General features: G+C 61.6%; 25 protein-coding genes. 7 read left to right on the top strand and 18 right to left on the bottom strand.

Annotated elements, in window-relative coordinates; translation table 11 throughout:
- Positions 1–11: 11 nt before the first annotated feature.
- Both AO692_RS31270 and AO692_RS31275 read right to left on the bottom strand, forming a co-directional pair.
- Positions 12–1667, bottom strand: a complete 1656-nt coding sequence (locus tag AO692_RS31270) for a thiamine pyrophosphate-binding protein (protein WP_161808156.1) — start codon at positions 1665–1667, stop codon at positions 12–14.
- Entirely contained in the window at positions 1657–2445 is a 789-nt protein-coding gene (locus AO692_RS31275) for an SDR family oxidoreductase (RefSeq protein WP_054313912.1), read from the bottom strand. Before AO692_RS31275 ends, AO692_RS31270 begins: the two co-directional genes overlap by 11 nt.
- Before the next feature lie 137 nt (positions 2446–2582).
- Between AO692_RS31275 and AO692_RS31280 the strand changes: the two genes are divergently transcribed.
- From AO692_RS31280 to AO692_RS31290, 3 genes are all read left to right on the top strand, one after another.
- Complete coding sequence (locus tag AO692_RS31280; RefSeq protein ID WP_054313913.1) at positions 2583–4037, top strand: aldehyde dehydrogenase family protein; 1455 nt, start codon at positions 2583–2585, stop codon at positions 4035–4037.
- Positions 4038–4112: 75 nt separating this feature from the next.
- Positions 4113–4580 carry a carbon monoxide dehydrogenase subunit G gene (locus AO692_RS31285; protein ID WP_054313914.1) on the top strand — a complete coding sequence of 156 codons (468 nt, stop codon included), beginning with the start codon at positions 4113–4115 and terminating at the stop codon, positions 4578–4580.
- A gap of 42 nt (positions 4581–4622) precedes the next feature.
- Positions 4623–5810, top strand: a complete 1188-nt coding sequence (locus tag AO692_RS31290) for a diaminopropionate ammonia-lyase (RefSeq protein ID WP_054313915.1) — start codon at positions 4623–4625, stop codon at positions 5808–5810.
- Between the two features lie 145 nt (positions 5811–5955).
- Here AO692_RS31290 and AO692_RS31295 read toward each other — a convergent pair whose 3' ends face one another.
- The 6 genes from AO692_RS31295 to AO692_RS31320 all read right to left on the bottom strand — a co-directional run bounded on the left by AO692_RS31295 (position 5956) and on the right by AO692_RS31320 (position 10972).
- The gene (locus AO692_RS31295; protein ID WP_082407694.1) at positions 5956–6741 is read right to left on the bottom strand and encodes an amino acid ABC transporter ATP-binding protein; all 786 of its coding nucleotides are present in this window, start codon (positions 6739–6741) and stop codon (positions 5956–5958) included.
- Between the two features lie 35 nt (positions 6742–6776).
- A complete protein-coding gene (locus AO692_RS31300; RefSeq protein WP_054313916.1) occupies positions 6777–7466 on the bottom strand; it encodes an ABC transporter permease subunit in 690 nt (229 codons plus the stop codon).
- Positions 7456–8169 (bottom strand): ABC transporter permease subunit, encoded by a 714-nt coding sequence (locus AO692_RS31305; RefSeq protein WP_054313977.1) that lies wholly within the window; start codon positions 8167–8169, stop codon positions 7456–7458. Before AO692_RS31305 ends, AO692_RS31300 begins: the two co-directional genes overlap by 11 nt.
- A gap of 70 nt (positions 8170–8239) precedes the next feature.
- On the bottom strand, positions 8240–9031 hold the full coding sequence (locus tag AO692_RS31310; RefSeq protein WP_054313917.1) for a transporter substrate-binding domain-containing protein: 792 nt from the start codon (positions 9029–9031) through the stop codon (positions 8240–8242).
- Between the two features lie 163 nt (positions 9032–9194).
- Positions 9195–10166 carry a glyoxylate/hydroxypyruvate reductase A gene (locus AO692_RS31315; RefSeq protein WP_244483562.1) on the bottom strand — a complete coding sequence of 324 codons (972 nt, stop codon included), beginning with the start codon at positions 10164–10166 and terminating at the stop codon, positions 9195–9197.
- Positions 10163–10972, bottom strand: coding sequence for an Asp/Glu racemase (locus tag AO692_RS31320; RefSeq protein WP_244483563.1), 810 nt, complete (start codon positions 10970–10972; stop codon positions 10163–10165). Before AO692_RS31320 ends, AO692_RS31315 begins: the two co-directional genes overlap by 4 nt.
- Positions 10973–11098: 126 nt before the next feature.
- Here AO692_RS31320 and AO692_RS31325 point away from each other — a divergent pair, with 126 nt between their 5' ends.
- Positions 11099–12025 carry a LysR substrate-binding domain-containing protein gene (locus AO692_RS31325; RefSeq protein ID WP_054313918.1) on the top strand — a complete coding sequence of 309 codons (927 nt, stop codon included), beginning with the start codon at positions 11099–11101 and terminating at the stop codon, positions 12023–12025.
- A 38-nt stretch (positions 12026–12063) separates the two neighbouring features.
- On the opposite strand, the gene AO692_RS31330 is transcribed toward AO692_RS31325, so the two are convergent.
- The 4 genes from AO692_RS31330 to AO692_RS31345 form a co-directional block, all read right to left on the bottom strand.
- Positions 12064–12522 (bottom strand): hypothetical protein, encoded by a 459-nt coding sequence (locus tag AO692_RS31330; protein WP_054313919.1) that lies wholly within the window; start codon positions 12520–12522, stop codon positions 12064–12066.
- An 81-nt stretch (positions 12523–12603) separates the two neighbouring features.
- Positions 12604–13071 (bottom strand): GNAT family N-acetyltransferase, encoded by a 468-nt coding sequence (locus AO692_RS31335; RefSeq protein ID WP_054313980.1) that lies wholly within the window; start codon positions 13069–13071, stop codon positions 12604–12606.
- Positions 13072–13101: 30 nt separating this feature from the next.
- Positions 13102–13626 (bottom strand): flavin reductase family protein, encoded by a 525-nt coding sequence (locus AO692_RS31340; protein ID WP_161808157.1) that lies wholly within the window; start codon positions 13624–13626, stop codon positions 13102–13104.
- Entirely contained in the window at positions 13623–14672 is a 1050-nt protein-coding gene (locus AO692_RS31345) for an LLM class oxidoreductase (RefSeq protein ID WP_244483564.1), read from the bottom strand. Before AO692_RS31345 ends, AO692_RS31340 begins: the two co-directional genes overlap by 4 nt.
- A gap of 263 nt (positions 14673–14935) precedes the next feature.
- On the opposite strand from AO692_RS31345, the gene AO692_RS31350 reads away from it, so the two are divergent.
- Positions 14936–15820, top strand: coding sequence for a LysR substrate-binding domain-containing protein (locus AO692_RS31350; protein ID WP_054313921.1), 885 nt, complete (start codon positions 14936–14938; stop codon positions 15818–15820).
- Between the two features lie 47 nt (positions 15821–15867).
- Here AO692_RS31350 and AO692_RS31355 read toward each other — a convergent pair whose 3' ends face one another.
- The 6 genes from AO692_RS31355 to AO692_RS31380 are packed head-to-tail and all read right to left on the bottom strand — an operon-like array spanning position 15868 to position 22286.
- Positions 15868–16620: a glucose 1-dehydrogenase gene (locus AO692_RS31355; RefSeq protein ID WP_244483565.1), complete on the bottom strand. Its 753-nt coding sequence runs from the start codon at positions 16618–16620 to the stop codon at positions 15868–15870.
- A 17-nt stretch (positions 16621–16637) separates the two neighbouring features.
- Positions 16638–17453 carry an ABC transporter permease gene (locus AO692_RS31360; RefSeq protein WP_152980038.1) on the bottom strand — a complete coding sequence of 272 codons (816 nt, stop codon included), beginning with the start codon at positions 17451–17453 and terminating at the stop codon, positions 16638–16640.
- 8 nt (positions 17454–17461) lie between these two features.
- Positions 17462–18640: an ABC transporter permease gene (locus AO692_RS31365; protein WP_082407696.1), complete on the bottom strand. Its 1179-nt coding sequence runs from the start codon at positions 18638–18640 to the stop codon at positions 17462–17464.
- Between the two features lie 26 nt (positions 18641–18666).
- On the bottom strand, positions 18667–19719 hold the full coding sequence (locus AO692_RS31370; protein ID WP_054313923.1) for an ABC transporter substrate-binding protein: 1053 nt from the start codon (positions 19717–19719) through the stop codon (positions 18667–18669).
- A 45-nt stretch (positions 19720–19764) separates the two neighbouring features.
- The gene (locus tag AO692_RS31375) at positions 19765–20865 is read right to left on the bottom strand and encodes an ABC transporter ATP-binding protein (protein ID WP_054313924.1); all 1101 of its coding nucleotides are present in this window, start codon (positions 20863–20865) and stop codon (positions 19765–19767) included.
- Positions 20866–20900: 35 nt separating this feature from the next.
- Positions 20901–22286: an aminotransferase gene (locus AO692_RS31380; RefSeq protein ID WP_054313984.1), complete on the bottom strand. Its 1386-nt coding sequence runs from the start codon at positions 22284–22286 to the stop codon at positions 20901–20903.
- A 337-nt stretch (positions 22287–22623) separates the two neighbouring features.
- On the opposite strand from AO692_RS31380, the gene AO692_RS31385 reads away from it, so the two are divergent.
- Complete coding sequence (locus AO692_RS31385; protein ID WP_054313925.1) at positions 22624–24114, top strand: aldehyde dehydrogenase; 1491 nt, start codon at positions 22624–22626, stop codon at positions 24112–24114.
- Between the two features lie 55 nt (positions 24115–24169).
- Positions 24170–25060: a LysR family transcriptional regulator gene (locus AO692_RS31390; protein ID WP_054313926.1), complete on the top strand. Its 891-nt coding sequence runs from the start codon at positions 24170–24172 to the stop codon at positions 25058–25060.
- The last annotated feature ends 18 nt before the right edge of the window (positions 25061–25078 follow it).

Raw genomic sequence — 25078 nt, forward strand, 5'->3', positions numbered from 1 at the left:
TTTCCTGGCTTCTACGAAATGTAAGCCATGTAGGGGCTGATGACGCTGCGAACCGGCACCTGGATGATGGCCGGTTTGCCGCTGGCAATGGCGTCCGCCACGGCCTCCGAGAGGGCCTTGACGTCGCGCGCGAAATACCCGCGTCCACCGAGACCTTCCGCGACCTTGCTCCAGTCACGGCGCGGCAGGCCCATCTCATAGGTCTCGCCGAAACTCTGCTCCTGCGGCAACGCGATGGCGCCCCAGCATTCGTCATCCAGCACCACGATGATGAAGGCGCGGCCGTAACGCTCCGCCGTATCGAGCTCGGCGACGTGGAAACCGACGCCACCGTCGCCGACAAAGACCACGACCGGCGCATCCGGATCGGCGAAGCTGGCACCGGCACCATAAGGAACCTCGGCGCCCAGCGCGCCCGACTGGCCGGCGCGCAGGTAGCGGCCGGGTGCCGGGATGCGCAGCCGCGCATCGGCCCAGAAGTCGACGTTGCCGTGGGACGTCACATAGATCGTGTTCTCCGGCGCGGTTGTACTCACCGCATCGACGGCGGCGAGCGGATGCATGCCCGCGGCATCGCCCTCGCCAAGCTGAGCGGCATGTTCCTCGCGCCATGCCGCGACCAGGCCATCGCTCCATGCCTTGTCGGAACCGAGCTCCGGCATATCGGCGAGCAGGTCGATGAAATCGGCGGGCGATGCCGCGATGGCGAGATCGGCGCGGCGATTGCGATGCAGCAGTTCCTGGTCGGAGCAGACCTGGATGATCCGCGCCTGCGGGCCGACAGCATCGCCGAATTCGAGATCGAACTCGAAATGATGGCCAAGGAGCACGATGCAATCCGCATCCTTCATCGCTGTGCGCAGCGTCGCGTTGCAAGGTGCGTAGGCAGGCCCCATCCAGCGCGGATGGCGCTCATCGACGATGCCGCGCGCCAGGCGCAGGGTCGAAAAGGCGAGACCATGCTTTTCCACCGCCTCGGCAATTCGGGAGGACCGGCTCCAGAACAGTTCGTCGCCGAGAATCAACAGCGGCTTCTTGGCGCCGGAAAGCAAGGCACGCGCGGCATCGGCGTCGCCGGCAGCGATCCCCGGCAGGCCGGGCATCAGCGGATGCCGGGTAGCGGGCGCCTCGCGGAGCGGCGACGACAGGATGTCGGTCGGCACCTCCAGGAACACGGGACCGGGCCGGCCGGCCCACATCTTGCGCCAGGCGATGTCCAGATATTCCTGCAGCCGATTGGGATCGGTGCAGCGCGCCGCCCATTTGGTGACGCCTTTCATGATCGGCAGCACATCATAGGCCATACCCGCGCCGCGCTCTGCCGATTTCGTCGACGCCTGGGCGCCGACGATGATCATCGGCGTGCCGGCAAGCATGGCGACCATGCCCGGCGTGACGGCATTGGTGACACCGGGGCCGAGCGTGACGACCGCAGCCCCGGCCTTGCCGGTCACGCGCGATTGCGCCTCGGCCATGAAACAGGCCGCCGCCTCGTGGCGCGTGTGGATCAGCGGCAGGCCTTGGTGCGCGCAGGCGCGATAGATGGAGTTGATCGGGCCGCCCGAGACCGAGAAGATGTTCTTCACGCCGGCCGACTTCAGCCAGGCGACGATGGCCGCACCGCCATCCATGGTCTGCGCCTTGTCAGACTGGGTTTTAGTAAGCACGGGACTTTCCTCCATCAAGTGCGATCGCGGTGCCGGTGATGAAGCCGCCGCGCTCGGACGCGAGCGTGGCGACGATGGCGCCGAAATCATTGGGATCGCCGAACTTGCCGACCGGGACTTCCTGCAGCCACAGCGCCTCGGCGTCCGCACGGCTCAACCCGTCGCGATCCATGCTCGACTGGACCAGATATTCCATGCGGTCGGTGGCGAAGGGACCGGGACACAGGCAGTTGACCATGATGCCCTCATGGGCGAACTCGATCGACAGCGACTTGGCGAGGCCGACCACTGCCAGCCGCACGGAGTCCGACAGAACCATGTTCGGCTGCACGATCTTCACGCCGACGGTGGTGACGAAGATGATGCGGCCCCATCTGTTCGCCTGCATGTGCGGCAGGACCGCATGGCACAGGTCGACCATCGGCAGCAGGCTTTCGTTGAGCGCGTGCTCCCAGCCCTCGCGTGAGACGCTGAGGAACGGGCCAGCAGCGGGGCCGCCGGTGTTGCCCACGAAAATGTCCAGCCCGCCGAATTCGGCGACCACTTCCTCCACTGCGGGCTTCAACGTCGCGCGGTCGGTCAGGTCCATCTGAACAGCAATCGCCGAAGCCGCACCGGCGTCCTTGAGCTCGCGCACGAGCTCGGCCATCGCAGCCCGGTCGCGGCCGCCAACCGCCACACTGGCGCCTTCCGCAGCCAGGGCAAGCGCGGAAGCGCGGCCTAATCCCCGGGAAGCGGCCGTCACCAGCGCTCGTTTCCGCTCCAGACCAAGCTGCATATGCCCTCGCTCGTTATGTTCTTTCGAATGCATTTTGGCTACCAGCGTGTAAACATTCTGTCAATTCATGTAGACAATCTTTTTTAGTTTGCATACAACTCGACCAGCGACACCCAAATGCACCCGCTGGAGATCCCATGACCGCAACCCCTCACATTCCGATCGTTGTCGGCAGCAAAGTGTTGGACGAAGGCTCCGATGGCATTGGGGAAACCCGCGACCCCGCCACGGGCACCCTCGTCGCCACCTTCGCGCGAGCAGGTGCCGCGGAAGTCGATCTGGCAGTCGCGGCAGCACGCAATGCATTCGATAACGGGCCCTGGCGGCGCATGCGGCCATTCGAGCGCGGCCGTATCCTGCACCGCATCGGCGAACTCATGCTCCAGCGCCGGGAGGAGATCGCGCGAAAGGAAAGCCAGGACAGCGGCAAGCCGCTACGCGATTCCTATTGGGAGGTGGATTGCTCGGCCCGCTTCTTCGAGTTCTATGGCGGCGCCGCCGACAAGCTGCATGGCGCCTCGATCCCGCTCGGTCCCGACTGGTCGGACTGGACGGTCAAGGAGCCGATCGGTGTCAGCCTTCACATCATACCGTGGAACTATCCGTTCCAGCTCATCGCCCGCGGCGTCGCGCCGGCACTGGCGGCAGGCTGTGCGGTCATCATCAAGCCGGCCGCCGACACACCGGTTACCGCCTATGAATTCGTCAAGATCTGCCGTGAGGCGGGACTGCCCGAAGGATTGGTCAATCTCGTCAACGGACGCGGCTCATTGGCGGGCGATCTGCTCGCCCGGCACAGCGGCGTCGATCAGATCACCTTTACCGGTTCGGTTCCGACGGGTGAACGCGTTCTGGTGGCGGCGGCTTCGCATGCCGTGCCGTGCAACATGGAGCTCGGCGGGAAATCTCCACAGATCCTGCTTGCCGACGCCGATCTCGATCGCGCGCTGCCGATCATTGCCGGAGGCTTCCTCACCCATTGCGGCCAGGTCTGCAACGCCGGCACGCGCCTGTTCGTGGAAAGGTCGATCCACGACACCGTGGTCGAGCGGCTGCACCAGCGCATCAGCGGCATGAAGCTCGGCGCCGGTATCGACGATCCCGACATGGGGCCGCTGATCAGCCCCGCGCACCGCGGCGATGTGGAGCGCTACTACGAGGTGGCGAAGGCCGAAGGTGAGCTTCTGCTTGGTGCCGACCTTCCCTCCAGCCCGGAACTCGCCAAAGGCGCCTTCGTGCGCCCCGGCCTCGTCGTCGGCGCGACCAACGCGGCGAGGATCGCGCGCGAGGAAATCTTCGGGCCGATCCTCACCGTCATTCCCTTCGACAGCGTGCATGAGGCCGTGGATGGCGCCAACGATTCTCCGTTCGGCCTGGTCGCCGGCATCCACACCAGCAACATCGACAAGGCGCTCGGCATGGGAGCCAAGCTCCGCGTCGGCCAGGTCTGGATCAACTCCTTCGGGGTGGGCCTGGATGTCGAATTCCCCTTCGGGGGCTACAAGCTCTCCGGCTACGGCCGCGAAAAGGGATTGGAAGCACTGGCTGCCTATCAGCAGACCAAGAACATCTGCATCCATCACCCCCTGTAGGACCAATCCAAACGGCGAAGCGCCGGCGACAGGATCGCCTGCGCCCGCTCTCATTTCATCTGCGGAGGAATTCTTATGTCTCTAGTCATCGAGGGCGAGGAGCGGATCGCCGCGCCGATTGCCAAAGTATGGGAGAACCTCAACGATCCCGATATCCTTCGAGCATCGATCCCCGGCTGCGAGGCTCTGGAGAAGACGCCGGACGGTCGCATGAAAGCAACCGTGGTTCTCAAGATCGGACCGATCAAGGCCAGCTTTGCCGGTGAAGTGACGCTGTCCAACATCAATCCCCCCACTTCCTACACCATAGCCGGCGAAGGAAAGGGGGGCATCGCCGGTTTCGCCAAGGGCGGCGCCGACATCCATCTCGCCGAAGAGGGGCCCGACACGACGATCCTCACCTACAAGGCAAGCGCCGATGTAGGCGGCAAGATCGCGCAACTCGGCAGCCGGTTGATCGTTTCGACCTCGAAGAAGCTCGCGGGGCAATTCTTCTCGACTTTCAACGAACTGTCATCGGGCAAGGCACTGCCCGCGCAATAGCCTCGACCAGACCGCAGGCAGACCCAACACGAGACGTGCATCATGCTTATCCTGAATACGCATCCCGATCACAACAAGGCGCTTGATAGCGCGGACGCTGAGTTGCTTGGCACACAGGCGGCGGAGTTGACCGAGCGCTTCCTTACCTATCGTCCGAACCACAAGGCAACGCCGCTGCGTTCGCTACCAGGACTGGCGAAACGCTTCGGCGTGGCTTCAGTGCACGTGAAGGACGAGAGCCAACGCCTCGGTCTCGGTAGTTTCAAGGCGCTCGGGGGATCCTATGCTGTCGTGCGGCTGGTTCTCGAGGAAGCGTCCCGCAAACTGCAGCGGGAACTCGATGTCGTCGATCTCGAGAACGCTGCCGTGCGTGAAATCTCCAAGACGCTGACGTTCGGCTGCGCCACCGACGGCAATCACGGAAAATCGGTTGCAGCCGGCGCCAAGATGGTCGGAGCGCGTTCGGTCATCTTCGTGCATTCGGGGGTCAGCGACGAACGCGTTGCCGCGATTGCGCAGTTCGGGGCCGATATCATCCGCGTCGAAGGCACCTATGACGACTCGGTCAAGGAAGCCGAACGCGTCTGCACGGAGAATGGCTGGACCGTTTTGTCGGACACGTCATGGCCCGGCTATGAGCGCATCCCAGGCCTTGTCATGCAGGGCTATACAGCCATGCTGAAGGAAGTGCTGCGGGAGCTGCCGCAGCCGCCGACCCATGTTTTCGTGCAGGCCGGCGTAGGCGGGCTGGCAGCTGCGGTCGCGGGTCACTTCGACATTGTTTATGGAGCGCAACGGCCAAAGCTGGTCGTGGTGGAACCGACGCGAGCGGCTTGCATCTTCGAGAGCATGCAGGCCGGAGCGCTCAGGAAGGTCGAGCATGGCGAGCCGACCATCATGGCGATGCTGGAATGCTATGAGCCATCGCTCAAAGCCTGGTCGATCCTGTCGCGCAAGGCCGATGCGGTCATCACGATCGATGAAGTCGATGCCGTGAACGCCATGCAGCGGCTTGCGCAGCCCGTCGACAGCGATCCGGCGATCGTTGCCGGTGAAAGCGGTGGCGCCGGTCTTGCCGCATTCCTGCACACGGCAAGGAGCGCGGAGGAGATGGAAACGCTCGGCATCACATCCCAATCGCGCCTGCTGTTTTTCAACACCGAAGGGGCAACCGATCGTGCGAGCTATTTCGCGCTCGTGGGCAAAACGCCGGAGGCCGTTCTGGCTTAACCGGCATAGGCGAGCGGCGCGCACTGCTGGTGCCGCCGCGACTGGCCGCTTCTTGGCTGGAGCAATGCTCCTCGCAAGGAAGCGGCTATTTTTTTGCCCATGTGGAAGTTTCAGAACGGCTTCCAGGAACCAGGGCTCCCTGTCGTTACAAAACCTGCTGGAGGAAGGCCTTGAGGCGCGCGGTGGACGGTGCGCTGAAGAAGCGATCGCTCGTCCCCTCCTCGACGATCTCGCCTTTCTCCATGAAAACGCAGCGGTCAGCGACACGGCGGGCAAAGCCCATCTCATGCGTCACGCACACCATGGTGATGCCGGTGGCCGCGAGATCTTCCATGATCCGCAGGACCGAGCCGACCGATTCCGGATCGAGCGCCGAGGTCGGTTCGTCAAAGAGCATGATCGAAGGCTTTAGGCACAATGCGCGAGCGATCGCCACACGCTGCTGCTGGCCACCTGACAGCTCGGAAGGGTATTTGGCGGCCTGGTCCTGCACGTTCACTCTCGCGAGATATTCGCGCGCGATGTCATTCGCTTCAGCCGCCGGCAAGCGCAGGGCGAGACGCAGCGCGAAAGTGCAATTGGCCAGCACAGTCATGTGCGGGAACAGGTTGAAGCCCTGGAAGACCATTCCGAGCTGTCGTCGGACCTGGGCAACGTCGCTTGCCTTGTGCGTCAGTTCCGTGCCGTTGACACGAATGGTGCCGGAGTTGTGCTGCTCCAGGTGATTGATGCAACGGATCAAACTGGATTTGCCCGATCCGGATGGGCCACACAAAATGACGATCTCCCCTTGCCCGACCTCGAGGTCGATATCGCGCAGGGCCTGAAAGCCGCCATAGAATTTGTTGAGCTTCCGGATGGAGATCGCGACTGCCGCCGGCGTTTCCCGGCGGACCGGCGAGGGCACTGCGATCTGCGTAACCGCATTCATGGGATCAATCCTTTTCCGGGCCATGCCGCAGGGGCTCAGCCTCTTGCGAGATGACGGTTCAGCTTGCGGTCGGCCATGGTGAAGCCGATGCGCATGATATTGACGATGCACCAGTAGATCGCTGCGGCCGTCACCAGAGGCGTGAACGGGTCGTAGGTATAGTCGAACACCGTATTGGCTGCGGCCGTGAGGTCGACCAGGGTGATGGCGCTCACCGCGGAGGTACTCTTGACCATGATCAGCAGTTCATTCTGGTAGGCCTTCAGCACATAGCGGGCAGCCATGGGCAGACGAAGCCTGAACAGGGCCTGCCTCGGGCTCAGGCCAAGTGCCGTCGCCGCCTCGACGACGCCTGGAGGCACGGCGGCAAGGCCGCCACGAATGATCTCGGCCATATAGCCCGAATGGGTAAGCGTCAGCCCTACCCAGGCGCAGAAATAGGCGTTGGAAAACACGGTCCACAGGAACGTGTCACGCACGACCGAGAGTTGGGGCAGCCCGCTATAGACCAGATAAAGCAGGACGAGGCTGGGTACGCCGCGAAAGAAGGCGATGTAGCTGGCGGCAAACACCGCCTTGCCCCCTCTCTCCAGACGCATCAATGCGACAGGCAAGGCGAGCAGCAGTCCCAGGACGAGCACAGGCAGCAGCACCGCGAAGGTCGTCGCCGTACCCGCAAGCAGCGTCGGCATGCTTTCCCAGGCAAGGACCGGATCATAATGCATGGGCCGGCTCCTGCTTCACGACTGGCTTGTAACCACGCTCGGACCAGCTCTCGATGCGGCGTGATACGAAATAGGTCAGCCAGGTCATGCCGAGGAAGAAGACGGAGGCCAGCACATAGTAGATGAATGGCTCCTTGGTGACGCCGGAGGCCAGCTTGGCGTAGGCCATGATCTCCTTCAGCCCGATCAGCGAGATCAGCGCCGTATCCTTCATCACGACGATCCACATGTTGGTCATGCCGGGAAGTGCCAGCCTCAGCACCTGCGGGAGTATCACCAGCAGCCATGTGGCCGGTTGCGGTACGAGAAGGACCTTTGCCGCCTCGAATTGCCCCGGCGGTACGTTCTGGATCGCGGAGCGGATCAGGTCGGCCAGATAGGCGCCATAGACCATTCCGAGCGCGGCCACGGCCGCGGCAAATGGCGAAATGTCGACCGTAACCGTAAGGCCGACCAGCGAGGCCAGGCTGGCGACGATGCCGGAGCCTGCATAGAAGAACAGGAATGCCACAAGCAGCGACGGCACCCCGGTAAAGATCGATGCGTAGACCTGCCAGATGAAGCCGACCACCAGGCGGCGCCTGAGCGTGACGAGAGCGAACGCGGTCCCGATGGCGAGCGCCAGCAGATAGGAGAGGACCGCGACCTTGATGGTCATGAGGGCGCCAATGCCCAATTGCTGCACAAAACCCATCTCAGGCATGGTCGCCATCCTCCCCGATTGGACTGATGGGCGCCCAGCCTGAAACGGCTTTGCGCCCACACGCCATGCGTCACATGCAGGCTTTTTCCTCTGGAAGCAGCACCACCTCCATGAACTGCTTGCGCAGCTTCGTGAACGTGCAGTCGGCCACGATGGAATCGACGGTCTTGTTCATGCGGTCCAGGAGTTCCTGGCTGTCCTTGCGGGCAATCCAGCTCGACCCCTGCTCTCCGCCGCCGGTCCACAAATCGCCACCGGCGAATTTCCACCCCTTGCCCGCCGGCTTGTTCAGGAATTCGAGTGTCCAGCTGATCTTCGGACCGAGGCTCATGTCGAGGCGACCGCTGGCGAGGTCGAGGCGGATCTGGTCGGGATTGTCGTAGAATACGGTCTCCACGGCATCGCCGAAATGTTCGGCGATATATTTGGCCTGCGCCGACCCACGCTGCAGACCGATCTTCACACCCTTCAGGCCTTCCTTCGTGAAGGTATAGTTGGTGTCTTCCTTGACCACATAGCTGTCCGGATTGAACAGGATCGGCCGACCGAAGAGAACCTTGGCCTTGCGCTCAGGCAGAGGCTTGGTCTGGGTCGCGACCGCATCCAGCTTGTTCTGAAGCAGCGCCGGAATGAGCCCCTTGAAGTCCAGGACGACGAGCTCGCATTCGGTCTCCATGCGCTTGCACATCTCGCGCGCCAGCTCGGGTTCGAAGCCGGTCAGCTTGCCGCTGGCGTCGACCATGCTGAAAGGAGGATAGCTGCCCTCGTTGCCGAGGATCAATTTTTCCGCAGAAGAGGCATAGCCGCCGGCAGCCAGAAGCATAGCGGCCGCGAGCCCGAAGGCATGAACTGAACTGATCATTGTCTTTCTTCCTTGTTTTTGTTCCCTCATCCGGGACAATGTCCATCACGCTTTGCCATGTCTGGACGCGAGGGCCCTTCCTGCCCTCGCTCCGCCTTCTCCCGGGAAGGCGGAAATTCGATGCTGAGCCATCGCCGGTCTTCGCCGGCTCTATGGCACCAGTCTAATAACCGCGCCGCGGATCGACCCGATGCAGCGGCTCGCCACCGGCACTCACGCGCCGTATGCTTTCAGCGACGTCGCGGGCTGCCGCTTCCGGCACCGTGATGCTGGCGAGATGCGGCGTTATGAGCACATTCTCCATGCTCCAGAACGGATGATTCTCAGGCAGCGGCTCGACATGGAAGACATCGAGCGTGGCGCCGCCGATCTGCCCGGAACGCAGTGCTTCGATCAGAGCCGGTTCGTCGACGACGTGACCGCGCGACGCGTTCACGAACTTGGCCCCCTGCGGCAGCGCATTGAACAGATCCGCATTGATCATGCCGGCGGTCGCCGGCGTCAGCGGCATCATGTTGACCAGGATCTCCAGCTCGCCCAGGAAATCCTGCTTCTGATCGAGCCCGAAGCAACGCACATCCGTTATCGATTTGGGCGCGACGTCCCAGCCGCTGACGTCGAATCCGACATCGGCGAGGCCACGGGCCACGGCGGAGCCGAGATGTCCCAATCCCAGGATCCCCACCTTGATGGTATCGAGCGGACGCGGATGGATGTAATGCCATTCATGCCGGCGCTGCGCCTGTTCGAAGGCAGGAATATCGCGCGCATAGCGGATGACCGAAAAAAGCACGTAGCTTCTCATCAGCGCGATCATGCCAGGATCCGAGAGCCGCGAGATCGGCACGTCAGGCAGATCGGTGCGGCCGACAAGGGCGTCGATACCGGCACCCAGGTTGACGACCTGGGCGATGTTGCGAAACGGCTCGAAGAATCCGGGGAACGCTTTCCAGGCAAGCACGTGACGGATGTCGTCAGGATTGCCGACATCCGGATAGACACGGAAATCCAGTCCCGGGAGATTTGATTTCAGCGCATCTCCCCATGCCTTGGGATCGTCGAATTCGCTGTAGAACAGGACGGCGCCATAGTCGCCGGTCTCGGGCATGGACTGTGCGAGGGATTGCTGGGTCATGGATGCGCCCGCTCGGCAACCACGTCGTGCAGCAGGCGGCCATAGCCGGGCTTTGCGCCCCTCACGTCGGCGATCTTCAGGCAATGCCAGAAGGACGCCTGTATCGCAGAAATGACGGGTTTGCCCAAGGCGGCTTCCAATGCCTCGATGGCGCCGACGCTGCGGAAATTCGTGCAGCTGATGAAGATCGCCGTGGCGTCGGGATGATCGACCGAACAGACCAGATCGTAAAGCTCTTCCAGCCGCACTTCGGCAAGCTCGGTGTCCTTGTCGATCCCGAGATTGCGATGACGCACCACCTTGTGGCCGTTCTCTTCCAGGAAGCGGATGGCGCGCTGGTGTACTCCGTCCACATAGGGCGTGGCGAGCGCGACAGGCCCCGCCTCCACGGCGGCAAGTGCTGCGAGCGTGGCTGTCGAGGCGGTGTTGATCTTCTTGCCCGGCGCCCAATTCCTGAGCTTCTCGGTGAGGGCGACATCGTAGGCCGTACCGTGCAGGAACGAAGCGCTGGTGCCGCCAAAACACAACACGTCGATCGGCGCCGAACCGAGAAGCCCTGCCGCTTCCTCGAGTTGGGGAGCATTCATCATCTGCTCGATACCTTCGACGGTGACTTTCGGCAGTTTGATGCGTGTGGTGTGGATGGAAACGCCTTCGGCCGCCATCGCCCACATCTCGGATTCCATGACGACGCTGGAGGCCATGTAGATGAGGCCTATCCGCGCCAGGGTGCCATCGCCGTCGAACCGAAACGAAGGCTTTTGACCCAGAATCCCAGGCTGTTGTCTTTGAAAGGTCATCGCCATTCGTCTCCCCGGCGTTTGGCGTTTTGGCGGCTGCTCGACAGGCGAACCGCTCTGTTGACTTGATAGTGGGCCAAGACAGGATATCAATAAAGTAATATTATTTGGCAAATTAGATAGGAAATCCCTATGCACCTATCGATGCGAGCCCTCGCCTATATCGTCGCCACGGCAGACACAGGCAGCGTCAGCGGCAGCGCCAAGCTACTGAACGTGTCGCAACCGTCCATTTCGGCTGCCATTGCGCAGATCGAGGCCACGCTAGGCCTGCAGCTTTTCGTCCGCCATCACGCCCGCGGCATGACGACGACAGTCGCCGGACAGCGTTTCGTCAATGACGCCCGCCATCTTTTGAATCACGCCCGCGACTTTTCGCGGAACGCAGAAGCTCTGTCGTCGAATGTATCGGGCCAGATCACGGTGGGCAGCTTCGTGACTTTGGCGATCCGCTTCATGCCCGGCTTGCTGGCGGAGTTCGCGCGGCGCGTTCCCGGCATCACGGTCAATCACGAGGAAGGCAATCAGCAGGACATCATCGAGGGAATCACCAGCGGCAGGCTGGAACTGGCGATAACCTATGCCTATGCGGTTCCGGAGGAAGTGGTTGCCGAACGATTGGCGGAGTTGCCGCCCTATATACTGGTTGCCTCGGACCACCCGCTTGCCGGACGGGACAGGATCAGCCTCAAGGAGATCGGACATGAGCCGTTCATCCTGCTCGACCTGCCCTTTTCCCGTGACTATTTCTTCAACCTGTTCATGGCTTGCGGTGTTGCGCCCCACATCGCGCACCGTTCGCGATCGCCGGAACTGATCCGCGGTCTTGTCGGCCATGGCTGCGGCTATACCATCCATAACGCATTGCCGAGCACGGATGTGAGCTATGACGGACGCAGGATCGTGGCGATACCGATCGCCGAGCGTCTGGCGCCGGTCCACATGGTGACGTTGCGGCTGCGGCGACAGACGATGCGACCCGCCGTGCGTACCTTCGCTGATTTCTTGCAACAGTCCTTTCAGCCGACGGGGCTTTTTAACCTGGGACCGGCTGGATAGAAAACATCCCAAAAGTCGCCATGAGGAGATGGGCTATCTCAAGACGGCTCGATCTTTCCCTCCGAGCCCAGCACTTCACTCACCGCTTGCTCGAAACGACCGGCCTCGGTGACCAGCCAGTCTGCCATGGCGGGCCAATTGTCATCGGCGAAACAGTTGACCCGCCAGATCGCATTGACGCCGAACTCCGGCTCGCTCTGTCCCGGCCTCAGTTTCAGCCTGCTTTCGATCGCAGCCCTGAACGGCTGCAGCCGGCCCTTTGTATCGACCGCGCCCAGCCGCGCGTTGCGGCCGAAGAAGACGCCGACGACGCTCTGCTCGGGCGCCACATACATGGTGATGACGAGATTGAATGCCGGCAGGCCGCGCTGCCAGAACCAGGGCCCGTGCCTGACCCTGCGGGAACGCTCCGCAGGATGCCGCTCCTCGAACAGCGCCCAGAAGTTCCGATGCCGGAACTCCCTGGCGCTGCGGGCACCGAAATCGAATTCACTCATAGAATTGGCTCACTAAGCCGATCTGGTCTTTGATTCCCGGATGGGGAGCATAATCCAGGAAACGTCCTTACAGCCTTTCCGCTACTCTGTCGGCTTCATATCGTATGTGACCCAGCGCGTTTTGACCGCCAGTTCGTCGTAAAGCCGCCTGGCGGATGCGTTGTCGTCCGCCGTGATCCACCGCACGAACGGCCATCCTTGCGTCTTGGCGATTTTCGCGACGCCATGGATCAGGCTGCGGCCGACACCTTTGCCGCGCTGCGCCGGCAGCACGAACAGGTCATCCAGAAAACCGGCGTCACGACCGAGAAGCGTTTCGGGAAATGCGCGGTAATGGGCAAGGCCGACCATCGTGTTGTCGGGTGCGATCGCCAGGATCGCGTTCAAGGAATGGCCCGTATCGAGCAGCCAGTTCCAGATGCGATCCAGAACATCGTCATCGACGGGTGTTTGATAGAATTCGCCGTATTGGCGATAGAGCTCGCGCCATGCGGGCGCATCGACAGGCTCCGCTGGGCGAATGACGAGGGTGGGGTGAATGACGGGCATGGTCTTTTCCTTGGCGGGCAACATTGCTGGTCACGCATCCGGTCGTGACTGACCATCGGGCGCAGCGACGGGCGACGGCGCATGAAACGCTCTGCGCCAATGCAGGAGCGGCAGGGAGTGATTGGTTTCCCCGGATGCAACCGAGGCCGTGATCAGCCTGTGGTCGCCTAACGGGATGCGTTGTTGGACGCGCGCCGGTATCCAGGCCATGGTGTCGTCGATGCGCGGCAAAGCATATTCCTCGCACCATCGGATGCCGTCGAAACGGTCGATTGCCGCGGTTGCGAACTGCCGGGCAATGTCGGTTTGGCCGGCGGCAAGAAGATTGATGCCAATCGCTGCGCCGGTGTGCAGCCGTGGCAACAGACGCGATGCAGCGTTGACCGCAAACATCACCAATGGTGGCTCGAGCGACAGGGTGTTCAACGTGCCCACCGTCAGCCCATAGGCCCCTGCGCGGCCACCGACCGTGACCACCGCGACCGACGTCGGTATGTGGGCGAAAAGGTCCTTGAGTGCGTCGACCGAGGGGCTAGTCCTCGCGGCGCGGTTCACCATTGGGTCGACAGCGGCTGCGGCCCCTCCAGCGACGGGAACAACGGCAGGATCTCTTCCGCGAGTTCCTGTATGATCTCTCCAGCCGGTCGCCTTGAGAACTGCATGCCGAGCGCGGCGTGGTTGACACCGGCGGCATGCCATTCGTTCAGCAGATCGATCAGCCCCTTGCGACCGGTCTGCAGCACGAAACCGCCCCTGAGCGGCGTGCGCGGAAAATCCGGATCCTCCACCAGATCGAGCCATTCATTGGTCATATGCGGCCTGAAGCCGCCGCCCGGTATCTTCGCGCGCCAGTCGCGAATGATATTGGCCAGTCGCTGTGGCCCTTCCGGCGTGTGGGCGGCCTGGGGATAGGTCAGCCAGCCGTCGGCATTTTCCGCCACCCAGGAGCGCTCCTGGCGGCTGGCGCCGGTGACGATCAGGGGAATTCGCCCGAAAACCGGCTTCGGATAGAAATCGACACCACGCATCGTGCCCAGGCTCGAAGCGATTTCGGGCCGACCGGCCGCGACAAGCTGCCGGAAATACGCGACCGTCTCGGCAAACCGCTCGCCGCGGCTTTCCATGTCGATGCCATAAGCAGGGAATTCGACCGGCCGGTCGCCCGAGGCGATGCCGAGGACCAGACGTCCGCCCGAAAGATGATCGATGGTCGTGGCTGCCTTCGCCAGGTCGATCGGATGGCGCAGCGTGAAGATCGCACTGCCGGTAGCCAGGGCAACCTTCTGCGTTCGGGCAGCAAGGTAGGACAGGTAGGTGAAAGGATCGAACAATTGGCCGGCGTCGCCGAATGCGGGATCGAACAGCGGCACATCGCGAATCCAGATCGCTGAAAAACCCAGGCGGTCGATTTCCGTGACAAGCTCTGCCTGCCCCTGCAGCACCGTCATGTCTCCCTGGAAGAAGCGCAGCGGCAGGAAGATGCCAACGGTCAAACGATCCGGCGCGAACATGCGCCGATAGCCCGGATGATCCGCGAAGGCCTCGAACGAGGCGCCGGTTAGCGCGGTTGCGCGATCTATTTTTGAAGTGGCGATGTTCACAGGCAAACTCCTCTGCGCAAGTTATGCCGCACCGGCAGACCGCTGAGGCAGCATGCTGCCGAAGCCTGTCCAGCCGAATTTACGGTTGTCTTTCGCAGCAATATCTAATGGGTCGACACGGCCAGGAGAAACGATGGTTTCTCATCAATTGTTTAGTCTGTCTAAATACAAATTCATTCGTATGCCCTTCTGAATCAACTTATTATGCCTTGACTCAGCCGGATTAATTTTTAGGCTAATTGAATTCTAAGAGTGGACGATCAATGGGCCGCGTACTTCCCCTTCTTGCCTTGCGGGCATTCGCAGAAGCCGGACGGTACGGCAGCGTAAAACGCGCGGCCGAAGCCATGGGAGTGACTTCCGGCGCGGTCAGCCAGCAATTGCGTCTCCTGGAAGAGCGCGTCGGCACTTCGCTGTTCTCGCGCACACGCTACGGAGTCGAATTGACCGAGGCTGGAGCAAAAGTGCATCCGGTCATGCTGCGGGCTTTTGACCAGATCGAAAGCGGGCTGGATAAACTGGAAGCGGATAAGACTGTCCAATCCATGACGATTTGCACCGTCCCTTCCTTTGCCGCCTCCTGGCTTGTGCCGCGGCTTGGCCGCTTCACCAGTCTTCATCCGGAGGTCGAGGTCCGGGTGGAGGCTTCATCGACGCTGGTCGATCTGCACAAACGGCGAGTGGACGTTGCCATACGCCATGGGCTCGGAGATTATCCCGGCCTTGAGGTCATCCCCCTGATGGCGCCGGAGTTGATCCCGGTTGCCAGCCCGCGCTTGCTCGCCGAGGGCCCTAGCATCAACAGGCCTGTCGACTGCCTCGCCTATCCCCTGCTCCAGGATTCCGACCGCTCGGATTGGCGTCTCTGGCTGAAGGCCTTTGGGATTGAGGACGACCCCAGGATTGAACGCGGGCAGGCCTTCGACGAAGATTTCCTGCTCGTGCGGGCCGCCGAGGCGGGACAAGGAATTGCCCTGGTTCGTGACATCTACTCCCGCGAGGAAGTTGCTGCCGGGCGACTGGCGGTTGCACTCGACTGTCCCTGGCCGACGGAGTTCGCCTATTATGCGGTCACCCTGCCCCAGGCAACCGAGAGACCTGCCGTTGCCGCGTTCGTTTCGTGGCTGATCCGCGAGGCCAGGACCTGATCCCCCGCCGACGACATCATTTGATGGAACCAAACCACTGTTGATGGCTATATCGCCAAGTATCCACCATCTACCGAAATCGTTGATCCGGTTACATAGGTGGAAAGATCCGACGCTAGGAAAATCACTGCCCCGACCAATTCATCGGGCCGGCCGAAACGTGCCATCGGAATACGTGCCAGCAGCCGCTCGCGGCGCAGCGGATCCTCGCGCGAAGAGCGCGTCATTTCCGTCTCGATAACGCCGGGCGCGATCACATTGACGCGGATGCCGTCGGCGGCGAGTTCATAAGCCAGCACTTTGCTCAGCATCTGCGCCGCCGCTTTCGAAGTGGAATATGCCATCGAATGCGGCGAGGCATTGAAGGCTGCGATCGACGTGATGTTGATGACCGAGCCTTTCGTCATTTTCAGCGACTCCAGCCAGGTCAGCGTGGTCAGCCTGACGCCATCGAGATTGACGTCCATCGCCTTGCGCCACAGCTTGTCGCGCTCCCCGCTGTCAAAGGCATGACGGGGCCGGATGCCGGCATTGTTGACGAGGATGTCGATGCTCCCGATCCTGTCCTGCACCAATCTCTGGACGGCGCCATTCTGGTGCGCATCGGTGACGTCGAGAACAAAGGCATGGCAATCGAAACCTTTCGCGACGAGTTCGTCACGCCGTGCCTCAACACCCTTGCCGTCGATATCGGTGAGCACCACGCGCGCGCCTTGCGCGGCAAGCCCAGCCGCGATCGCGGCTCCATTGCCCGTCGCGGCACCTGTTACCAAAGCGATCTTGTCGTGCAGAAGCATCATTCGGGATCCGTGTTCGATCATGCACTGACGAAGCCCTGGGCAGCGACGTTGATGAGCCGTCGGCGGCGGCGCTGCATGTAGCGCATCAGCATGAAGAGGAAAGTCGAGAAGACCATCATGATGGTTGCCACGGCTGTCAGTTCCGGGGTGATGGTCTCGCGCAGACTGGAAAACATTTCGCGTGGCAGCGTGCGTTGATCGGGTCCGGCAATGAACAAGGCGATCACCACATCGTCGAACGAGGCGGCAAAGGCGAAGAGGGCGCCCGAGGCGACAGCCGGCAGGATCGAGGGCAGTGTGACGCGAAAAAATGCCGTGAGCGGGCGTGCGCCGCAGGCCGCTGCGGCGCGTGCCAGGTTCGGATCGAGCTGCTCGACAGCTGCCAGCACGGGGATGACCACGAACGGTATGGCGATGACCGTGTGTGCGATGACCATGCCGGCAAAGGAATTGGTCAGTTGCAGCGGCGCCAGGAAGAAATAGAGGGCAACCGCGATCATCACGATCGGCACGATCATCGGCGTCAGGGCAAGCAGCTTGATGGCGCCGACGACGAAGCCGCGCCGCCGCGCCAGCCCGAAGGAAGCCATCGTGCCCAGCAGCAACGCCAGCGCCGTCGCACTGAGGCCGATCTTGAGCGAGTTGATGAAGGCATCCAACCACCTGCCCGAAGTCAGAACGGTTTCGTACCAACGCAACGACAAGCCGGGCAGCGGATAGGACAGGAAGCCCGAACTCGAAAACGAAAGCGGGATAACGGCCAGGATCGGCAGCAGCAGGAATACCAGCACTGCGCCGCAAGCGATCCGGTAGACGATTTTCCACGGTTGCATCGCGGACCTCAGCTCAACGAGATGGCGCGGCCGCCGGAAAGCCGGTGGGCGACCAGATAGAGCAGGAAGGTCGAAGCCAGCAGCAGCAGGCCGAGGGCAGAGGCCAGGCCCCAATTGCCGGTTCCGGTGGTGTAGGTGGCAACGAAATAGGACAGCATCTGGTCCGAGGCGCCACCGACAAGCGACGGCGTGATATAATAGCCAAGCGACAGGATGAAGACCATCAGCGAGCCGGCGGCGATGCCCGGCGCCGCCAGCGGCAGGTAGATCCGGATGAAAGCCGTCAGCGGCCTTGCGCCGAGGCTGGCGGCGGCGCGCATGTAGCCCGGCGGGATGGCCCGAACCGCACCGTAGAGCGGCAGGATCATGAAGGGCAGCAGCACATGCGTCATGGCGATGATCACGCCGGTGCGATTGTAGATCATCGCCAGGGGTTCGCTGATCACGCCGATCTTCATCAGAAGGCTGTTGATCAATCCCTCGCGCTGCAGCAGCACGACCCAGGCGGTGGTGCGCACCAGAAGCGACGTCCAGAATGGCAGCAGCACGAGGATCATCAACCAGTCGGCGGCTTTTTCGGAAACTGTCGTCAACAGCACCGCCACTGGAAAACCCATCAGCAGGCAGCACAGCGTCACCGTCGCGGCGATCTTGATCGTCCGCGCCAGAACATCGAGGTAGAGCCGATTTTCAGCAGGCGCCTGAGCGATGGCGCCGTCGGTCGTGCGTTGCAGATCGAGAGATGAAAGAATGTAGTAGTCGGAAATGCCGCCGCCGGCGCGTTTCACGACCGACAGGAAGGCATCGCTCGTCAGCAAGGGATCGATGCTGGTGAAATAGGCTGCGTCGAATGTTGTTTCCGCCGGCGCCCTGGCGACAGTGCGGCCGGCGCGCAACAGCAGGCTGCGCACCCCGGGCACTTCGTAGTTGATCCTGTGGGCGGCTTCTGCCAGCGTGCCCGAGCTCCGTGCTGTTTTCAGGTCGCTGGCCAGCGCGTCAAAAACGACTGTGGGCGGCGTTTGCCCCGGCTTCCAGTCCCGCAGCGCAGCGACCGTCTGCGGCAAGGCACGAGGCACTTCGACCTCGCGCACCGCCAAGCTTGCGAACCAGATCATCGGCACGAAGAAAAATATCAGCAGGAACCCCACGACCGGGACAACCAGCAATGTCGTGCGCGACAGGTTCATGGCTCGCAATCCTTGATCCGCCTGTCTCAGTTGGTGCCGGCCCAGCGGTTCCAGCGATCGTTGAGATCGTCGAAATTATCGATCCAGAACGATGGATCCTCAGGCACGGCAACCTTGAAGTTGTCCGGATTCGACGGCAGGTCGTGGAGATATTTCGCATCGATCAGGCCCGGTGCGTCCTTGTTGCTCGGACCGGAGCGATTGAATTCCGGCAGTGCTGCCTGTGGCGCCGCGCGGGTCGCGAACTCCAGGAACTTGTAGGACTCGTCGAGCTTCGGCGTGCCTTTCATGATCACCCAGCTGTCCTGGGTGTAGATGGAGTCCCGCCAGACGATGCCGAAGTTGGAGCCGTTCTGCTCGTTCGAGGCGGTGATGCGCGAATTGAACGCCGTCGTCATCACCACGTCGCCCGACGCCAGCATCTGCACTGGCTGCGCGCCGGTCTTCCAGAAAATCAGGCTGTCCTTGATCTTGTCGTACATGGCAAATGCACGATCCACCCCCTCGGGGGTCGACAGCACCTTGTAGACCTGATCCGCCGGCACACCGTCGGCCAGCAGTGCGATCTCCAGATTCCACTTGGGTCCATTGCGAACCGCCCGCTTGCCTGGGAACGCCTTGGTGTCGAAGAATGCCGCCCAGTTTTCAGGCTTTGTGCTCTGCTTGGCGTTGTCATAGGCAAGCACCAGATTGTAGATCACCGCTGCAACGCCGCAGTCGTTCACCATGCCGGGCAGAAAGCGATCCGGACCGCCGCTGCGGCCGACATCGAAATGTTCGAAAAGGCCCTCGTCGCAACCGATGCCGAGTTCCTCGGATTCGACCTGGACGACATCCCAGTCATTGTTGCCGCCACGCACCTTGGTGCGTAACGCGCCGACGCCGCCTTCCCAATAGGTGTCGGTCAGCTTGATGCCGCTCTCTTCGATAAACGGACCGAACATGAATTTGCGCTGGGCGTCCTGGTAAGGACCACCCCATGAGACGACGGTCAGATCCCGGGCTAGCGCGGCGGTGGCCAAACCGCTGAGCGGCAATGACAGGACAGCCCCGACAAGCAGGTTCAGTGGCAGATGCATTGCTTTTATTGTCATAACATTCCCCTTTTTTTGTTTTTCGACCTGCTAGATGACCCAGCTGTCTCGGCTGTTGAATCCGATCTGGATGGGTTGACCGATGGAAAGGCCGGCAGGCAGCCGATTCGGACTGACCTTCGCCATCCACTGCAGGGCCTCACCTTCCCCGCTTGTTTCCAGCGCCGCGATCAACCGCCAGTGATCGCCCTGATGAATGAGGTCGACCAGACGGGCGCCGATCTTGTTATCTGTTTCAAGCGAGCCCTTGGCAGCGGCGACGTCGATGCGCTCGGGCCGGATGCAGAGCGTCGAGCTTTGCGGATAGGTTCCTGTCGTCCTCAGCCGGCCACGGCAAGTGGTGCCGTTCAGGGTGGTGAGGCGCGCGTACTCGTCCGACGCATCGACCCTGTCGACATCGCCGACAAGCATGTTGTTGTCGCCGATGAAGCCGGCGACGAAGACGTTGGCCGGCCGATCGTAGAGTTGTTGCGGCGTATCAAGCTGTTCGACGCGCCCGTGGTTGAACACACAGACGCGATCGGAAAGGTTCATCGCTTCCGACTGATCATGCGTCACGAACACCATGGTCACACCCAACTCGCGGTGCAGCCGGCGGATCTCGAGCTGAAGTTCTTCGCGCAGATTCTTGTCGAGCGCCGAGAGCGGCTCATCCATCAGCACCAGCTTGGGGTCGAACACCAATGCACGGGCCAGCGCCACGCGCTGCTGTTCGCCGCCGGAGAGTTGGGAAGGACGGCGGTCGGCATGGCGGCCGAGGCGAACCTTTTCCAGGGCTGCAGCGACACGGTCCTGGATTTGCGGCTTCGGCACCTTCCGCATTTCAAGCGGAAAGGCGATGTTCTGAGCCACCGACATATGCGGAAACAGCGAGTAGCTCTGGAAGACGACGCCCATATTGCGCTCGTATGGCGGCAGCGCGTCGATGGGCGTGCCCTCGAGGTGGATGGAACCGGAGGTCGGCTTTTCGAATCCTGCCAGCATCATCAGCGTCGTCGTCTTGCCGGAGCCCGAGGGCCCCAGAAACGTCATGAATTCCCCCTTCGCGATGCCGAGGTTCAGGTTCTCGACCGCCGCCAGCGTATTGTTCGCGTAGGTCTTTCGAATGTGGTCGAATTCGATGAAGCTCACGGTCGTCCGTCTCGCACGGGGAGGGAATGCATGGGTCAGGCCTGCTGCCGCAGCCAGCTCGATGTTTCATCGAGCGACAACCGCACGCGGCTCATCAAGTCGTCGATCTCGGCTTCATTGATGATCAGCGGCGGCGCGAAGGTGATGATGTCGCCGGGCACGGCCCGCAGGATCAGGCCGTTGGCAAGGGCGCGACCAAGGAAATAGGCGCCAACGCCCTTTTCCGGCGCGAATGGCTTGCGCAGGGCGGGCTGTTCGGCGAGTTCGATCGCGCCAATCAAGCCCATGCCACGAACGTCGCCCACAAGCGGATGATCGCTCAGCGCCTGCAAGCCATCCTGAAATCGTGGAGCGACGCGTCGAACATGGTCGAGGATTCCGTCGTCCTCGTAGATGCGCAATGTCTCCAGGGCCACTGCGGCGGCAACGGGATGGCCGCTATAGGTGAAGCCGTGGCCGAACACGCCCACGGTGTCGCTGCCCTGCTTGATCGTCTCGTAGATGTCCTCCGACAGGTAAAGTGCCGAGATCGGGGCATAGGCGGCCGAAAGCATCTTCGCCACGGTGATCATGTCCGGCTTCAGGCCGAAGACGGTCGAGCCGAAGGCTTCGCCGAGCCGGCCAAAGCCGGAGATCACCTCGTCGGCAATGAACAGGATATCGTATTTGCGCAGGATGGCTTGGATGCCGTCATAGTAGCCGGGCGGAGGGATGACGACGCCGCCGCCGCCGATCACCGGTTCGGCGATGAACGCGGCAACCGTCTCCGGTCCTTCGCGCAGAATGGTTTGCTCAAGTTCCTCGACCAGTCGATCCGAGAATTGTTCGATCGTTTCGCCCGGCAGGCCATATGCGTAGTAGTGCGGGCAACTGATGCGGACGATGCCGGGAATATCCAGCTCGAACACCTTGCGTGCTGCCGAAAGGCCTGACATCGCCGAAGCGACCGCCGTCGAACCGTGATAGGAGCGATCCCGGGCGATGATCTTCTTCTTCCGCGGTCGGCCCTTGGCGTTGTTGTAATAGTGAACCAGCTTGAAGGCAGCGTCATTCGATTCCGAACCGGAGTTCGCAAACAGGACGCGCGCAAATGGCAGCGGAGACCAATCCATGAGTTTGGCGGCCAGACGCGCAGTGACCTCCGGCACACGGCCCGCGAAGGAATGGTAGAACGGCAATTCCAGCATCTGACGGTAAGCTGCGTCCGCGAGCCGGCGCTCCGAAAAGCCGAGCGAGGCGCACCATAGTCCCGCCAACCCCTCCATGTAACGGTTCCCGTCCTCGTCGACGACCCAGATGCCGTCCCCGCCAGAGATGACGACGGGGCCGTCCGCTTCGATCTTGCGGGGATGGGTGTAGGGATGCAGATGCCGTTCTGAATCCAACCTGCTGGCTTCGGATCTGTTGTGCGTTCGCTGCATGACAAGCCTTTTGACGTCTCGGTACGCGAGGGCCATTTCGCTGGGAGTGCCGCTTGCTTTCCGCCCGCGCGAGCACGTTTTTCACGACGTTCAGCCAGAGCGCCCATTCTCTTCTGGCGGTTCGAGACAGAGCGACCGCTGCCTGTCGATAGAACTCGTATGAGCGTTGCGGGAATGGTGCTAGCGAATTTTTTCGATTTCCATGTTGCCAAAATTTCGTGGCATTGGTGCTTGTGATATTTCCTTTTGGACTTTAGGCCTTTTCGAAAAGTCGCTTTCGTCGCTTGCTGCCATGAATAGTGTTCAAGCGATTTCTCAAATTGTCCGAAGGTTCAAGATGAGCGCATCCAGTCGTTTCCGCATGTTTATCGACAATGAGTTCGTCGAGTCGGCGAGCGGGGAATGGTTCACCACGGACAACCCCTTTACCGGCCGACCGTTTGCCGAAGTGGCATCCGCCAATGAAGAGGATGTCGATCGTGCCGTGCGCTCGGCGCATCGTGCGTTTAACGCACCGGAATGGAAAGGCTTGACCGCTTCGCAGCGTGGCGAGCTTTTGCTGCGTCTTGCCGACCTTATCGCCGCGCATGTCGAAGAGCTTGCCGTCGCCGAAGTGCGCGACAATGGTAAACTGATTTCGGAGATGCGGGCGCAGATCGCCTACATGCCGCAGTGGTATCGCTACTATGGCGGCCTCGCCAACAAGGTCGAGGGCGCGCATTTGCCGAGCGACAAGAAGAACACCATCAACTTTACCCGCTATGAGCCGCTCGGCGTGGTCGCGGCGATTGTTCCCTGGAATTCGCCGCTTCTTTTGCTGGCGTGGAAGCTGGCCCCGGCTCTGGCCGCAGGCAATACCGTCGTCGTCAAGCCGTCGGAATTTACCTCCACGTCGATCACCCCGTTTATGGAACTGGTGAAGGACGCCGGCTTCCCGGCAGGTGTCGTCAACGTGGTTACTGGGACCGGTCCGACAGTCGGAGCGGAGCTCGTACGCCACCCCTTGGTGCGCAAGGTTGCCTTCACCGGTGGCGAGACCGCGGGTGTCGCCATCGCGGAAGCCGCGGGGCGCCGGCTTATTCCTGCAACGCTGGAGCTCGGCGGCAAGAGTGCGAATGTCGTCTTTGCCGACGCCAACCTCGACAACGCCGCAAAGGGCGTCATCGGCGGTATATTCGCCGCCACCGGCCAGACTTGCGTTGCCGGATCGAGGCTTCTGGTTCAGCGTGAGATCGCCGATGAGTTCATCGAGCGGTTGCTCGCCATCGCCCGCACCGCCCGCATGGGCGATCCACTTTCGACCGATACGCAGGTGGGGCCAGTTACGACGCCGGTCCAGTTGGGCAAGATTCTGCGCCACATCGAGGACGCGAAGGCTGAGGGCGCCAGATGTGTGTTGGGCGGCGGCCGTGCCGAACGCCCGGAATGCGGAACGGGATGGTTCGTCGAGCCGACTATTTTCACCGATGTGACACCGCAGATGCGCCTGGCGCGCGAGGAAGTCTTCGGGCCGGTGCTGGCAATCATGCCCTTCGACACTGACGAAGAAGCTGTTTCGCTGGCAAACAGCACGGACTACGGGTTGGCAGCCGGCGTTTGGACCAGCGACCTGAAACGCGCCCATCGGATGGCCGAACAGTTGCAGGCCGGCTCGGTCTGGATCAATACCTATCGCACATCCGCACCGATGTCCCCTTTCGGGGGCTACAAACGATCCGGCCTCGGGCGCGAAGGCGGTGCCGACGCGATCAAGCAATACCTCCAGGTCAAGAGCGTGTGGATAGACTTGAATGACGAATACCCATCGCCGTTCGTCATGCGTTTGTAGCTTGGCTGGAAATCCCTCCGGATGACTGGCGTTCTTCAAGATCGGGGCAAAGCCAGTGATAACGCTGAAACAGCTTGAGGCTCTCTACTGGGCTGCGACCCTTGGCAGTTTCGTATTGGCGGCCGAGCGCCTGTTCATGACTCAATCGGCGCTATCCAAACGAATCCTGGAACTCGAGGAACAGATTGGCGAACCCCTGTTCGATCGGTCGGGTCCGCGCGCGCGCATCACGGAACTGGGCACACGCGTTCTCGAAAACGCCTCGGAAATGCTCAATCTGCGTGATGCGATCCTGCTTTCGGCAAGAAGCGGCACAACGGTCAAGGGAGTCTGCCGCTTCGGCGTCACTCAGATCATGGCAATCAAACGGTTGCCGGAGCTCGTCGTGCGGATCCGGGATACGTATCCCGAGGTGAAAATCGAACCTCAGGTCGCGTTGACCCAGGAATTGCTGCATTCGGTATCCAAGGGCGAACTCGACTTTGCCCTTGCTCCGGGCCCATCGATCGATTCCTGCATTATCTCCAGGTCGATCACCACCATGGAGCTGGTTTGGGTCTGTTCACCGTCGCTCGTCAGCCATGACGGTCCGTTCGACATCTCGGACTTCCCGAAATACCCTTTGATTTCCATGTCGGACCGCGCCGGAACATCCGGGGTCCTGAGCGCATGGGCGATTGAAAAGGGGGTAAATTTTACCAGAATTGTCAACACCAACAGTCCCGAGGCAGCCGCTGCGCTGACAATTGCGGGCCTTGGTATCGCGCTGTTGGCTGCTCCTTTCGTGGAGAGCTACATCCAGTCCGATCAATTGAGGCGCCTGCCAATACCCCCGGACCTGGAAGTTCCTCCGCTGAACTATTTTATTCACTGGAGATCTGACAATGCTCGAAAGCTGGCAGAGGCGGTTCGCGAAATAGCCATAGACATGTTTGCTGTCGGTTGATCGAAAGAGAACGCGGTA

The organism is Mesorhizobium sp. 1M-11, from assembly GCF_001303895.1.
Classification (GTDB): Bacteria; Pseudomonadota; Alphaproteobacteria; order Rhizobiales; family Rhizobiaceae; genus Mesorhizobium.